Genomic DNA, 13,463 nt, shown 5'->3' on the forward strand with positions numbered 1-13,463 from the left:
CCGTGCCGTGCCCCACAGGGGCGCGGGGAACTGCGCGCACGCACGACGCCGCCGCAGACGACCCCGGCAGCCATCACCCACCACCGCCGCCGACCCCACCACCATCCCGCCACCACCCACCATCCCCCACCTCTCCCCGCCACCCACCGTCCCACCACCACCCACCATCCCCCACCTCTCACCGCCACCCACCGTCCCACCACCACCCACCATCCCCCACCTCCCACCGCCACCCACCGTCCCACCACCACCCACCATCCCCCACCTCTCACCGCCACCCACCGTCCCACCACCACCCACCATCCCCCACCTCTCACCGCCACCCACCGTCCCACCACCACCCACCTCTCACCGCCACCCACCGTCCCACCACCACCCACCTCTCACCGCCACCCACCCACCGTCCGCACCCGCACCCGCACCCGCACCCGCCAAGGCCACCTGCACGCACCCCGCCAACACCACCCACACCCACACCCACACCCACACCCACACCCACCGAGCGATATACCCCAAGAAGACGTCTCTGTCCTCGCTTTCCATGTTCCGCCCCCGATGGGGCGTTCCCCGCTGTACCTCTGGCAGCACGCGTCGAGGCAAGGGGGGACGTATGCAACGCGCAGGACGTTGGGTTGTCGCGGTGTGCGCGGGGGCCGGGTCGTTCGTGGGCTGTCTGTGGGCGGCGCGGGCCGCGTCGTTCGGGTTTCTGCCCCGCGCGGAGGCCGACCGGTGGGTGGTGGCGACGGCGTTCGCGACGACGGTGGCCGCGCTGGTCGGGGCGGCGGCCGGGTGGTGGGCGGGGGCGGGGGCCGAGGAAGCCGGGGCCGTGCGGCAGGAGGCCACGGTGTCGGACGACGCCCGGGTCACGCAGGTCGCGGGGCACCGGCACCCCGGGCCCGGCGTCCCCGCGGAACGCCCCGGAAGGCTGGCCCAGCGCGTCAGGGCGGCGGGCAGGTCCCGGGTCACCCAGGTCGGCGGGGACGACGGCACGGCAGGTCCCGGGCGTGGTGACCGGTAGGCGCAGGGCCGCGCAGGCACAGGCCGCCGCGGCCTCCGGGCACGGCCATGTCATCCAGATCAGCGGCAGCGGAAACCAGGTCTGCGCGTCCGGCGCCGAGCACCGGTCACCGGTGCTGCACCTCCCGGCGGAGCCGACGCGGCTGGCCGGCCGGGAGAAGGAGGCCGAGGCCGTACTGGCGCTGCTCGCCCCCGTGTCCCGCGGCCGGCCCGACGCCGTCGTCTCGTTGCTGTCCGGGCTCCCCGGCATCGGCAAGACCGCCCTGGCCCTCCATGTCGCCCACCGGGCCGTGGCCCGGGGCTGGTTCCCGGGCGGCGCGGTCTTCCTGCACCTGCGGGGCTACGACCCGGCCGGGCCGGTCGGCGCGGACGAGGCGGTCGGCGCGCTGGCACGGGCGCTGTGCGTGGAGGACGCGAGGACACCGGACGAGCAGACGGGTCTCTGCCAGGCCGCGCTGAACCGGCTCGCCGACGAGGACAGGGCGGTCCTGCTCATCGCCGACGACGCGGCCGACGCCGCACAGATCGAGCGGCTCGTCCCCGCCCGCTCCGCGCACCGGCTGCTGGTGACCTCCCGTCACCTGCTCACCAGCCCCGCCTTCCAGCCGCGGCTGATCGGCCTGGACGAACTGACGCCGCAGGGCGCCGCCGACCTGATCGCCGAGGCACTGCGGCACGCCCGGCCCGACGATCCGCGTCCGCGGCGGGAGGCCGACGCGCTGGCCGAGCTCGCCGGACACTGCGGCCACCATCCGCTCGCCCTGCGGATCGCCGCCTGCCTGCTCACCACCGACGCGGGCCGGTCCATCGCCGCCCTCGCCGCCGACCTGGCCGACGCCCGGACCCGCCTCGACGTGCTGAGCTTCGAGGACGGCGGGCACACGACGGCGGTCCAGGCGGCGTTCCACCTCTCGTACCAGCGGCTGCCACCGCTCCACCGCCAACTGTTCCGGCAACTCGCCCTCAGCCCCGGTCCGGACATCGGCACGGACGCCGCGGCGGCACTCGCGGGACGGTCCCGGGGCCGGACCCGGGACTCCCTGGCCGCGCTCGCCCGCGCCGGGCTGCTGGCGGAGCAGCCGGTGCTCTCGGGACGCTGGCGGATGCACGACCTGCTCCGTGTCTACGCGGCCGCGCTGGTCGAGAAGGACAGCGCCAAGTGGCGGGACGCCGCCTTCATCCGGCTGCTGACGCACTGCGGGAAGCTCGCGCGCGCGGCCGACGCGCATCGGCACACCCACGACGACGGGCCCCTGCCGGGTGACTTCCCGGACCGCGCGCACGCCGTGCAGTGGCTGGAGGCGGAACGGGCGAACCTGGTGGCCCTCGTCACCCGGGCCGCGGCCACCGGACACCCGCATGCGGTGCTGGACCTGGAGGAGCACATACGTCTGTTCCTGCTGGAACGGCGCAGGTACGCCGGCGAGGCGGTGACGGCCGCGCAGCACGCCGTCGACAGCGCACGCGCGATCGGTCACACCTGCTGTGAGGCAACCGCCCTGGAGCACCTCAGCCAGGCCCTCGGCGACTGCGGACGGCTGCCCGAGGCGGTGGAGGCCGCCACCAGGAGCCTGGACATCGCACGGGCCCGCGCCGACCGGAAGCGCCAGATCACGGCGCTGCGGGTGCTCGGCACCTCGCTCCGCCGCGCCGAGCGGTTCGAGGAGGCCGTCAAGGCCCATACCGAGAGCCTGGCCCTCTGCGAGGAACTCGGCGACCGGGACCTGATCGGCCGGGCGCTCGTGGGCCTTGCCGACACCCTGCGCGACCGCCAGGAGCACGAGGAGGCCGCCGGCCTGCTCACCGAGGCCGTACGGCACTTCACCGAGACCGGTGACTGGCATGCCGAGGGCCTCAACCTCCTGGGGCTCGGGGACACGTTGCTCGCGTTGAAGAGGTCGGACGACGCCGTCGCCTCCTACCGCCGCGCCCTCGCGGTCTACCAGGAGCGCGGCGACGAACACCACCAGGCCATCGCCATGCAGCACCTGTGGAGGGTGAGCGACATGGACCCGGAGGAGGCGGTGGACAACTACGAGAAGGTCGTCGCCATCTGCCACAAGGTCTGCGACCGCCCGCTGGAGGCCCTGGCCCTGAGAGCCCTGGCCGACAGGCTCCAGCGGCTCGGCCGGTACGACGAGGCCGTCACGGCCCACCGCAGGGCGGCGGCCATCCACGAGGAGCGCGACGAGGAGACCCAGTTGACCGGCGTGCTCCGCGACCTCGGCAGCGCCCTGTGCGCGGCCGGCCGGTTCACCGAGGCCGCCGAGGTGCACGAACGGGAGATCGCGCTGTTCCAGGCCTGTGGTGACCTGCACAAGGAGGCCGAGGCACTGGAACGCCTCGCGACGACGCTGCGCAGCGGGCGCCGGCGGGCGCGAGCCCTGGAAGCCTCCGCCGCGGCGATCGGCCGCTACCGCGAACTGGAGGACACCTGGTGCGAGCGGAGGGCACTGGGCGACCTGGGCCTGCCCGCCCGGGACGCGCCACGGGCCGAGCGGACCATGGCCGCGTACCACTGGGTGCTGTCCGGTCTGCCGGAGAACGACACGCGCGGCCGGGCGAGCGTGATCCTGTTGGCGGTCGCCACCGCGCAACGGCAGGCGTGGCGCGTCACCGACATGTTCTGGTCGTTGACGAGCGTGATCGGGATCGTGCGTCGGGACGACCAGGAAGCGGAGCAGCTCAACGACGCTCTCTTCCACCTGGCGAAGACCACCCTCCGCCCGGGCCCGGTCCGCACCGCCCTGCGGAACCGGTACCGCCGTCCGACCGCCTGAGCCGCGCCCCACTCATCCCCCGGCCCGGGTCGTCTCCGCCCGTCGTCCACGCAGTTGCGCGATGTACCCACTCCCTCCGCAGCCCGTCACATCCCGCCGTGTCCCATGCCCGTCCCAGCGGCACTCCGTCCCCGCAGGTCACCGGCGCGCGACCGTCCCGGCGTCCCGATCCGGGGCGAGGGGGCCGGAGTTCGGGACGGGCGCTGCCAGCATGTCCCCCGCCGGGAGCTCCCGGCCACTCACAGAGGGGGAACACAGATGGGACGGAGGACGCTACTGCGGGGTCTGACCCTCGCCGTGGCAGCGGTCCTGCCCCTGTACGGACCCACGGCGGTGCACGCGGCGCAGTCCGCGGCGACCACCACCGCCACCGCGGTCGCGGTCTGCGGGCACACGAGCGAACAGCCCACGCTGCAGCGGGGATCGACGGGGGACCCGACGGTCGAGGCGCAGTGCGAACTCGATCTCGCGACGAAGCCGAGCCGGTACACGCCGATCGCGGCGGACGGTTCGTTCGGTCCGGCGACGGAGACGCGGGTCAAGGAGTTCCAGGCGTGTGCCGGGCTGAGCGTGGACGGTGTGCTCGGGCCGCAGACCTGGGCCGCGCTGAACACCTGGGCCGCACAGCCGCACACCTGCGCGACCCAGGGCACGTCGGCCACGGCGCAGGCGACCGTGTGCGGTCACACCGACACGCGCCCGACCCTGCGCGAGGGCGCGAACGGCGTCGAGGTCAAGGAACTGCAGTGCCGGCTGAACCTGGCCATGGAGCCCTTCCACTACCCGCCGCTGACGATCGACGGCGACTTCGGGGGCGGCACCGAGGGCCGGGTCGTCGAGCTCCAGCACTGTGCGGGCCTCAGCGCCGACGGCGTCGTGGGCCCCAACACCTGGGCGAAGCTGGTGGACTGGTCGAGCCGTCATGCGTACTGCACACCGCCGCGCCCGGCCGGCTACCCGGTCGACGGTCTGGACACGGCCAAGTACCAGCACCCGGGCGGTGCGCCGATCGACTGGAAGGCCGTACGGGCCTCGGGCGTCGAGTTCGCGACGGTCAAGGCCACCCGCGGCCTGAACGTCACCGACGAGTACCTCGCCACCGACCTGCCGGCGGCCAGGGCCGCGGGACTCGCCGTCGCGCCCTACCACTTCTACACGGGCAGCGCGCCCGACACAGGCGGCGCGCAGGCCGACCGGTTCATCGCCGCGGTGCGGGCGACCGGCTACACCGGGCAGCGCGCGGGCGACCTGCCGCCGGTGTTCGACCTGGAGCGCATGGACGACGGCACCGGACGCTGTCCCACCTACGCCACGGTGGCGGACGCCAAGGCCTGGCTCGACAAGGTGGAGGCGGCCTTCGGACGTACTCCGATCATCTACACCCAGAAGTCCTTCCTGGACGACTGCCTGGGGTCGACGACCGCCTTCGCCCGGTATCCGATGCAACTCGCGGACTACCGCCAGTCGATCACCCAGCCGCCGCTGCCGAACGGCTCGACGACCTGGGGGATGTGGCAGTACACCGACGCCGCGCTGTTCCCGGGCATCAAGGCCCCGGCGACCGCGGACGTGTTCAACGGCACCCAGGCCGACCTGGACCGGCTGGCCAACCGCACCACCGGCCTCACCACGGGCCTCACCACCGGCCTCACCACCGCGGCGTCGGTGGCCCCGGCCGCGACGACCTGCTACGGCGGGGCGGTCACGGTGCGCTACGGGGACGTCGTCGACTTCGGGCCCTACTGGACCACCAGCCGCTGCAACGACATCAACATGCGCGTCACCGGCGGCACCGCGGACTACGTGAACGCCTGCGTGAAGTTCGCGAAGACCGGTACCTGCAACCGCTGGACCAAGGTCGGCCGGAGCTGGACGACCATCGCCACCGACGTGCTGGACGGCACCAAGTTCACGGTGCCCAACGGCGTGCCCCTGGAGGGCGACGACGCCGTCATGCAGATCGCCTTCTGACCCGCCGGCCGTACGGAGACCACCATGATCCGCAACAGAACGCTCGCCTCGGCCCTGTGCACCGCGGCCGCCCTGCTGGGCGTGGGCGCCGTGCCCGCCTCGGCACAGACGTCGGCCGCCTCGGCCGCCGCCACCAGCTGCTACGGCGGCGCGAAGACCCTGACGTACCACTACCAGGCGGCCGCCAAGGAGTACGGCACCTACACCACGTCCTCGCGGTGCAACGACATCAACCTGCGCCTCATCACGGACGAGCCGGGCGTGTACCTGGACGCTTGCGTGGTGTTCGTCGACCACACCAGCAAGTGCAACAACGGTGACGCCTACACCACGCACGGTACCGAGTGGGGAACCGTCGCCACCGACGTCAAGGACGGCACCCACTTCGTCCTGCGCGTGCACGCCTACGACATCGACGCCCAGAACGTGACGTTCCAGATCGCCTACTGACCTCTTCGCATTCGAAAGGACGACCATGACCTCCTCCTCCCGTCCCCTGGACCGCCGCACCATGCTGCGCGGCACGCTGGCCGCCGGCGCCGGCGTCGCCTTCGGCCAGCTGCTGTTCTCGGGCACCGCTCAGGCCTATTCCTGGTCACGCACCCTGACCCAGGGCGCCACCGGCGCCGACGTGACCGAACTGCAGATCCGGATAGCGGGCTGGGCGGCGGACAGCGCCGGCCACAGCCGGGTGAGCATCGACGGGGACTTCGGCTCCGGTACCGCGGCGGCCGTACGCCGGTTCCAGGCGGCGTACGGTCTCAGCGTCGACGCCGAGGTCGGCCCCAACACCCAGGCGAAGCTCAACTCCCTGGAGCAGTCGGACGGCTCCACGCTCCACTTCAACTGGAGCGAGTTCGTGAACCAGTCGGACGGCACTTTCAACGGCGGCAAGCTGAGCGCCTCCCAGGTGAAGGAGAACGTCCGGCGCTGCATGTACAAGCTGGAGGCGCTGCGCAAGAAGCTCGGCGACAAGCCGATCACGGTCAACTCCGGCTTCCGCAGCATCGCGCACAACGCCGAGATCGGCGGGGCCAGCGACAGCATGCACCTGTACGGCACGGCGGCCGACCTCGACGTGCCCGGGGTGGCCACCAAGACCGTCTACCAGAAGGCGGAGACCTGCGGGTTCTCCGGGCTGGAGACGTACACCGTCGACCACCAGCACGTCGACAGCAGGGCCGACCTCGGCCGTGACTGGTGGTGGGAGGACGGCACGGTCTGACGCCGCTTCCGGGGGAGCGGAGCTCCGGGTACCGCCGCTTCGGTACCCGGAGCTCCGGGCTTCAGCCCGTCGGTGTGCTCTTGGGTGTGCTGTCGGGTGTGCTCTTCAGCGCCGCCTCGCAGGAGGGCCAGTCGTGGAAGTCGTGCCGGACGCTCCACAGCCGGTGGGCGGCCCTGATGTTCCAGTCCGGGTCGAACGCCCGCAGCGGGGTGCCGTCGAGGTCCTGCAGCCGGGCGTCGGAGATCTGGAAGACGCCCCAGTTGCGGCTGCCGTTGGTGTTCGGCAGTACGTACAGCGGGTCGAGGAACGACGCGCAGCGGGCGACGGCCACGGCGGTGCCGGGATCCTCGACGAACACCTCGCGGATCCGCTTCGCCACCCTGGCCGGCGGCCAGGTGGTCATGCTCACCTGGTGCGCGTAGAGAGCCTTCTTGGTGGCGTCGTCGACCACGTTGGTGGCCGGCAGCCCGGCCAGGACCTGGAACGCGGTCACTCTGCGCAGGGTCTCCGGCCCGAAGTCGCCGTCGACGGCGAGCTTGCCCTTCGCCCGCGTGAGCAGGGTCTGGACCTCGCGCACACAGGCGTCGTGCTGCCCCATGCTCACGGTCTTGCACGCCGGGGAGTCCAGCAGCCTGTCACCGGACGCCGGCGCGGCACCATCAGGAGTGCTGCCGGGCAGCCACACGAAGCCGGCCACCAGCACCACCGCGACCACGGCGGCCAGCACCGCGACACGCGGGGACAGCTTCTCGGGCACCCGGAACCGCCGCGGCCGCCCGGTCTCCGGCGCGGTGACCTCGGCCTCCGGCGGGGGAAGGTCGCCGGGTACGGCGCCCGCCTGCACGCTCTCCGGCACGCTGTCCGGCTCGCTCGCCTCGGCCGCGGCGGCCGGCACGTCCCGGTCGGTGTCCGCCAGGGCCCACAGCCTGTGGAGTTCGCGGAGTTCCTCCGGGCCGGCGCCGCACACCTTGGCGAAGGCGTGCACCACGCGGTAGTCCACCGGGACGCTGAGGCCGGAGCAGTACCGATGCAGGCTGGAACCGCTGACGCCCGCCTCCTTGCCGAGGCGGTCGTATCCCCGGCCGCTGCGGTCCTTCAGCATCCGAAGACGGGCGGCGAACTTCTCGGTATGCGGAGAGGCAACCACGCGTCGTCCCCCGTTGCTCAAGCCTCTACTGACGGGTAGAAGCTACACCGCGGAAATGGAGCGCGTACGTTCTTCCGTTGCCCTGATGCGACCGACAATGACCTTTTCAGTCAAGGAATTTGACACGCCGTCAAACAAACTCGCCACTCCCCCGCACGGCCTACTTGCACTCGACCCGTCCGGCCGGAGCGGTTCCGGTCGTCCACGTCTCGCACGCCGCCTGCCAGGCGTAGGGGTCGGACTGGAGCTGGGTGCGCAGGTAGGCCGAGGTGAGGTGGGCGAGAGCGGCGACGCGCTCGGGGTTCTCGTCGGTGGTTTCGTCGGCGTCGTATCCCGATATGCCGCCGAGCAGGTGCTCGGCGCCGAAGAGGGTGAGCAGGGTCTTGGGGGCGGGGGCGAGGTGGTAGGGGTCGGCATGCCAGCCGGGGCCGATGTCGGTGAAGTGCGGGGACTCGTCCTTGTCACCGGCGACGACCAGGGTGGGCGCGGCCATCGTGGAGAAGTCGGTGGCATGGAAGAACGGCACCTTCTCGGCCATCCACCCGTTGAGGACGTCGCCGCCCCTGCCGGGTGCGGCCAGCAGCACGCCCGCCTTGATCCGGGGCTCGCGCAGGTCCGCTTCCGCCCCGGTGTCAGGGTCGGTGGTCCGGGCACCCAGCAGGAGGCTCGCGGTGTGGCCGCCGAGGGAGTGTCCGGCGACCGCGATCCGGTCGTGGTCGAGGCGCCCGGCGAGCTGCGGCACGGTCTTCTCGATCTCGTCGAGCCGGTCGAGGATGCGGCTCATGTCCTCGGCGCGCGAGCGCCAGAAGAACGGGGCTCCCGGGGCGTCGGCGACGCGCCGGGCCAGGGTCCGGGAGCTGAGGTGGGTGGGCTGGACGACGGCGAATCCGGCGGCCGCCCAGAGGTTGGCGAGGGGGGCGTACCCGTTCAGCGAGGAGAGGTTGTTGGAGCCGCCGTGCCCGTGGGAGAGCAGGACGACGGGCAGGCCGACCCCGGTCGCGGGCACGGAGACACGGACCTGGAGGTCCACGGGCCGTCCGGGCACGGACAGGGTCACCGGACTGTACGACAGGACGGGAGCGGGCGCGCCGAAGCCGGCGGTGGTGTCGGTGGCGATGTCGGTGGATGCACTCATGATGAGCGGTTCCCTTCTGCGTCCGGCCACGGGCAGGCGAAACGGAACACTGTCCCGATTACTATCCGGAACAGCGTCCCGTTTTGTCAAGCGACGCCGGACGAGCCGGACCGGCCGGGCTACTTCACGGTGCCCGGCCGGACGGTGAAGTAGGTCCACCCGCTCTGCGCACCGCCGGTCTGCGCGCCCCCGGCCGGCGGCGCGTAGAGACCGCGGACGCGGTACCGGTCGTTGCTCGTGAAGAGCTTCAGCGCGCGGCTGTAGCCGTACCAGCCGTCGGAGTACAGGGCCACGCACTTCTGCGAGGCGGCCTGGTGCCAGGCGCCCGAGGAGTAGTGCTCGACGTACACCGACGCGCAGCCTCCGGACTGCCGGGGGGTGACCTGGAGCTCGAAGCCCATGGTGACTTCGGACTTGTAGAAGACCTGGTAGGCGGTGGATCCGATGCGGGTGGTCCCGAGCGCGTTCTGCAGCTTCGTCCGGACCGTCGGGGTGAGGGTCGCGCCGGTGGTCACCGTGCGCGGTGCGTAGCGGTAGTCGCCCGCGAAGGCCGCGGTGAAGACGGTGTTGCGGGTGATCTTGTAGGACGCGACGAGGTTCCCGTGCGCGTCGGCCCCGCCGGTCTTGAGGACCGTCCGCGGCTTCCCCGCGGGCTGGGCGTACAGCGTCAGGCTGCGGGAGTTGTACGTGGTCCCCAGGTGCGCGGTGACCTTGACGGTCGCGCCGGAGCGGTACGACTTCGCGTCGGTCGCCACGGTCAGGGCCGGGATGGCCCGGGACACCTGGACCGTGCGCGCCGCGGTGACCGGGAGGTAGGAGGTGCCGCCGTCGTAGCTGAAGGAGTAGGTGTTCGTGCCGCCGGTCTGCGGGGTGTCGTGGAGGGCGAAGGTGCCGTCGGCGGCGACGGGCACGGTGCCCAGCGAGTAGCCCGAGGGGTGCGCCGGGTCGGTCCTGACGACGTGCACGGCACCGGTGTCCACGTGTGCGTGCGGCCAGCCGAGCCGCCCGGTGACGGTCAGCGGCGCGGCCCGGCCCGCGGTGTCCGGCCCGCTCAGCGTCATGGTGGGCGCGTACTTCGCGACGGGGACGTCGAAGGTCCGGGTGGCCGGGCCGTAGTGGCCGCCGCCGGAGTAGTCGACCCGGAAGCCCAGGGTGCCGGTGCGGGGAGCGGTGCCGGAGACCTGGTAGGTACCGAAGAAGTCGACCGGGGGGCGGGCCGGGGTGGCCGTCGGGTCCGGGACGGGCACTCCGTCCGGATCGGCGTCGTCGTAGCGCGTGACGCGGACGGTGCCGGGGAGCACGGACTCGCCGGCGCCGAGGGCGAGGGGCGAATCGGGCGACACCGCGAACGAGTAGGTCTCGCCGGGGGCGAGCGGGGTGGTCGGGCCTCCGTAGAGCATGACCGGCGCGGTTTCCGGGTCGCGGGAGATGTGGAGCGTCGGCGTTCCCCCGGAGCCGTCGACGGCCACGCCGTAGACCCGGCTCTCGTCCGGCGCCCAGGCGACACCGTGCGCGGCGGAGTTCAGCTCGCGGGCGTAGTAGTACTCGGTGTACCGGCCCTCGCCGGTTTCCGGGAACGTGGTGAGTGCGCGGTCGCCACCGGCCATGGTCCCGTCCGGGGCCACGGCGACGGCCCTGCCGTACACCGCGGTGGCGAACTGCCCGTCCACCGCCAGGTCCGAGGTGCGGTACCGGTTGGCGACGGCGCCGTGGAACGACGGGATCGCCAGATGCTGCCCGTCCGCCGTGACCGCGAGGTCGCTCAGGTCGGGCACGGGCAGCGACTTCGCCGCCCGGCGGGTCAGCGCGCCGCCCTCGGCCGCGTACGTGACGACGGCGGAGGTGTCGCCCGTCTGCACGGCGGCCGCGAGGGCGCCGGAGGGCACCGGGGTCGTCGCCAGCGTCGGCGCCGCCGCCCAACCTCCCGGATCCCGCCCGAGGTGCACCGCCCCGGCCGCGTCGACGGAACCGATGCCGCCGGCACCCGCGGCGCCGTACCCGAACCAGAGGGTGCCCCCGGCGACGGCCAGCGAGTCCGGGCGGGTACCGGCGCCCGTGCCGTAGCGGGCCGACTCGGTCAGGTCCGCCGTACTGATCGCCGCGATGGCGTCCTCGCCCGGGAGAGCCGCGTACAGCACGGATCCGTCGGCGGACAGGGCGAGCCCGGTCGCCCCCGGCTCACCGCTGATCGTCGTCGGGTCGCCGCCGTCGAGATCGGTGACGAGGATGCCGTCGGTACCGGCGCCGCCGCTGATGTACAGGTGCCCGTGCGGGGCGTCCACGACCAGGTGCGCGAAGTGCGTGATCGGCAGTGCCACGTCCGACGCCGCGTACGAGTCCCCCGCACCGGGACCGACGACGGTCACGGCGGTCGCCCCGAGGACCAGCGCCCCGGCGACGGAGACGGCGACGGACGGCAAGAACCGCACGGATTTCATGAAAGGCCCCCCACACAACCCTCACGATCAATGGGGCGCAACGTAACACGGGGCCGTCGCGAGTTCAGCGCCGGGCCGACGTCGCGGACACCGAGCGGGCGCACGACGGCAAAGACCCGTCGGGCGCCTCTTCAGGAGACCCGACGGGCCGTGCGCGGTGCCGGACCGGTGGCCGACGTCGACGGCGGGGGCGGGCGGGTCGCGGTCCGGTGGCCGCCGACGGCGAAGGCGGTCACCCACCCGGCCGCGCCCCGCCGCCGGTAGCGCCCGGGCCCGTGCTCAGTCGCACAGGCTCGCCACCACCAGGCTGTCGAAGGCCAGGCGGCCGGACTGCCAGGCGGTGACCCGGACGGCGGCGTCCTCGCTCGCGTCCTGGGCGGGCAGCCGGGTCGCGGAGATGCGGCAGGGAGCGGACAGGGACAGGGGGAAGTGGAAGGCGCTGCGCAGTTCCACCGGGAGGACACGGTACGGGGCGCAGGCCGCCTGGACGGCCTGGCGGGCCGCCTCCAGGAGGACCATCCCGGGGATTTCGTCGGTGGGATGGTCGAAGAGGACCGGGTGACCGGGGTCGATCCGCAGGTCCCAGGCCAGCCCCCGGCGGGCACCGGCGGAGCCGGGGACGCCGAGGACGACGTCGCGTTCGTCGAGCCGCCCCACGATCGCCGGCGGAACGGGGTCGGGCAGGGGCGGGTACCCGCCGCCCTCCCCTGCGGCGGGGTCGCGGGGCGCCTTCGTGTGCAGGGTCAGCCGCCCGGCGCCGGCGAAGTCGGCGCCGCGCAGCAGGTCGGCCTCCAGGGTGAGCGCGCTCGGGGTGCCGTGGTGATGCCGCAGGTCCATGACCGCGACGTCGAGGCGCACCTCGGCGGGGCGGGTGCCGAGCAGGATGACACCCGGCACCACCTCGAACTCCAGTTCTGCGATGGTGAAGCCGTGGTCCGCCGGGACTCCGTAGTACGTCTGACCGACCAGGACGGACGCCTGCCGCAGCGACTCCGCGGCGAGCAGGGGGTCGTACCAGGCACCGGCGATGGGCACGTAGAAGTGGTGCCCGCGCGGCCACTGCGCGCCCAGCCGGAAGGCGTCGGGGCCCAGCCGCCGCCAGTCCGTGATCAGCACCTCGGCCACCGCGCTGCGGTCGACGAGATGGCGTGGGGCGGTCCGCACGAAGTGAAGGTCGGCCTCGTCCAGGGCATCCGGCGGCAGAGGCACGGTAAGTGTGGGATCGGTGAAGGACACGCAGGTTGCCTTTCTCGTGGGCGTCGACGCGGGGGCACGGACCGGAAGCGGTGCGGATGCCCTGCCGGGCGGACCGGACCGGGCCGGGTCGGGCCGAGGACTCCGGTGGCCTCGGCCCGGTGGACGGGAGGAGCCGGGCGGTGACGGGCGGCCGTCGGCCGGGTCCCGCACCGACCCGGATCGCCGGACACCGCCAGATCCCCGGACCGCCGGCCCCGGGACCGGAACCACACCGGGCCGCCGGGCCGGGCACGAAGCCGGGCTCCGAGCCGGCTCGGAGGCCGGCACCGGCCGCCGGACCACGGGGCCGCGACGGAACCGAACCGGGCCGCCGAGCCGGAACCGGAACCCGGACGGAGACCACGACCTGAGCCGGGCCCCGGGCCGGTCGCCGGGTCGCCGCGCCAGGAGCCGGACCGGGCCGCGGGCCGAGGCCCGGACCCGGCCGGGCGGCCGGACACGTACCCCGCGTCGGAGAACTGAGGCGAATCGACCCGAATCGCGTCGGTGTTCG

The 13,463-nt window shown here is 73.3% G+C and carries 9 protein-coding genes; 5 read left to right on the forward strand and 4 right to left on the reverse strand.

Translation table 11 applies throughout. The features are described from left to right. Positions 1-610 precede the first annotated feature (610 nt). From ACZ4UV_RS03995 to ACZ4UV_RS04015, 5 genes are all read left to right on the forward strand, one after another. Positions 611-1,018 carry a hypothetical protein gene (locus ACZ4UV_RS03995; RefSeq protein ID WP_467835723.1) on the forward strand — a complete coding sequence of 136 codons (408 nt, stop codon included), beginning with the start codon at positions 611-613 and terminating at the stop codon, positions 1,016-1,018. After that, positions 1,005-3,797, forward strand: a complete 2,793-nt coding sequence (locus tag ACZ4UV_RS04000) for a tetratricopeptide repeat protein (protein WP_467835724.1) — start codon at positions 1,005-1,007, stop codon at positions 3,795-3,797. Before ACZ4UV_RS03995 ends, ACZ4UV_RS04000 begins: the two co-directional genes overlap by 14 nt. A 258-nt stretch (positions 3,798-4,055) precedes the next feature. Next, positions 4,056-5,768, forward strand: a complete 1,713-nt coding sequence (locus ACZ4UV_RS04005; RefSeq protein WP_467835725.1) for a GH25 family lysozyme — start codon at positions 4,056-4,058, stop codon at positions 5,766-5,768. Positions 5,769-5,792: 24 nt separating this feature from the next. Continuing rightward, positions 5,793-6,218, forward strand: coding sequence for a hypothetical protein (locus ACZ4UV_RS04010; RefSeq protein ID WP_351499418.1), 426 nt, complete (start codon positions 5,793-5,795; stop codon positions 6,216-6,218). A 25-nt stretch (positions 6,219-6,243) separates the two neighbouring features. Continuing rightward, positions 6,244-6,993, forward strand: a complete 750-nt coding sequence (locus ACZ4UV_RS04015; protein WP_451019620.1) for a D-Ala-D-Ala carboxypeptidase family metallohydrolase — start codon at positions 6,244-6,246, stop codon at positions 6,991-6,993. Positions 6,994-7,054: 61 nt separating this feature from the next. On the opposite strand, the gene ACZ4UV_RS04020 is transcribed toward ACZ4UV_RS04015, so the two are convergent. The 4 genes from ACZ4UV_RS04020 to ACZ4UV_RS04035 all read right to left on the reverse strand — a co-directional run bounded on the left by ACZ4UV_RS04020 (position 7,055) and on the right by ACZ4UV_RS04035 (position 12,922). Further along, positions 7,055-8,140 carry a helix-turn-helix domain-containing protein gene (locus ACZ4UV_RS04020; protein ID WP_451019621.1) on the reverse strand — a complete coding sequence of 362 codons (1,086 nt, stop codon included), beginning with the start codon at positions 8,138-8,140 and terminating at the stop codon, positions 7,055-7,057. Positions 8,141-8,300: 160 nt separating this feature from the next. Next, entirely contained in the window at positions 8,301-9,275 is a 975-nt protein-coding gene (locus tag ACZ4UV_RS04025) for an alpha/beta hydrolase family protein (protein WP_451019622.1), read from the reverse strand. Positions 9,276-9,394: 119 nt separating this feature from the next. Beyond that, positions 9,395-11,704 carry a hypothetical protein gene (locus ACZ4UV_RS04030; protein ID WP_451019623.1) on the reverse strand — a complete coding sequence of 770 codons (2,310 nt, stop codon included), beginning with the start codon at positions 11,702-11,704 and terminating at the stop codon, positions 9,395-9,397. 288 nt (positions 11,705-11,992) lie between these two features. After that, positions 11,993-12,922 carry a ScbA/BarX family gamma-butyrolactone biosynthesis protein gene (locus ACZ4UV_RS04035; protein WP_451019624.1) on the reverse strand — a complete coding sequence of 310 codons (930 nt, stop codon included), beginning with the start codon at positions 12,920-12,922 and terminating at the stop codon, positions 11,993-11,995. Positions 12,923-13,463 lie beyond the last annotated feature (541 nt).

Source organism: Streptomyces sp. NPDC028289 (genome assembly GCF_055565975.1).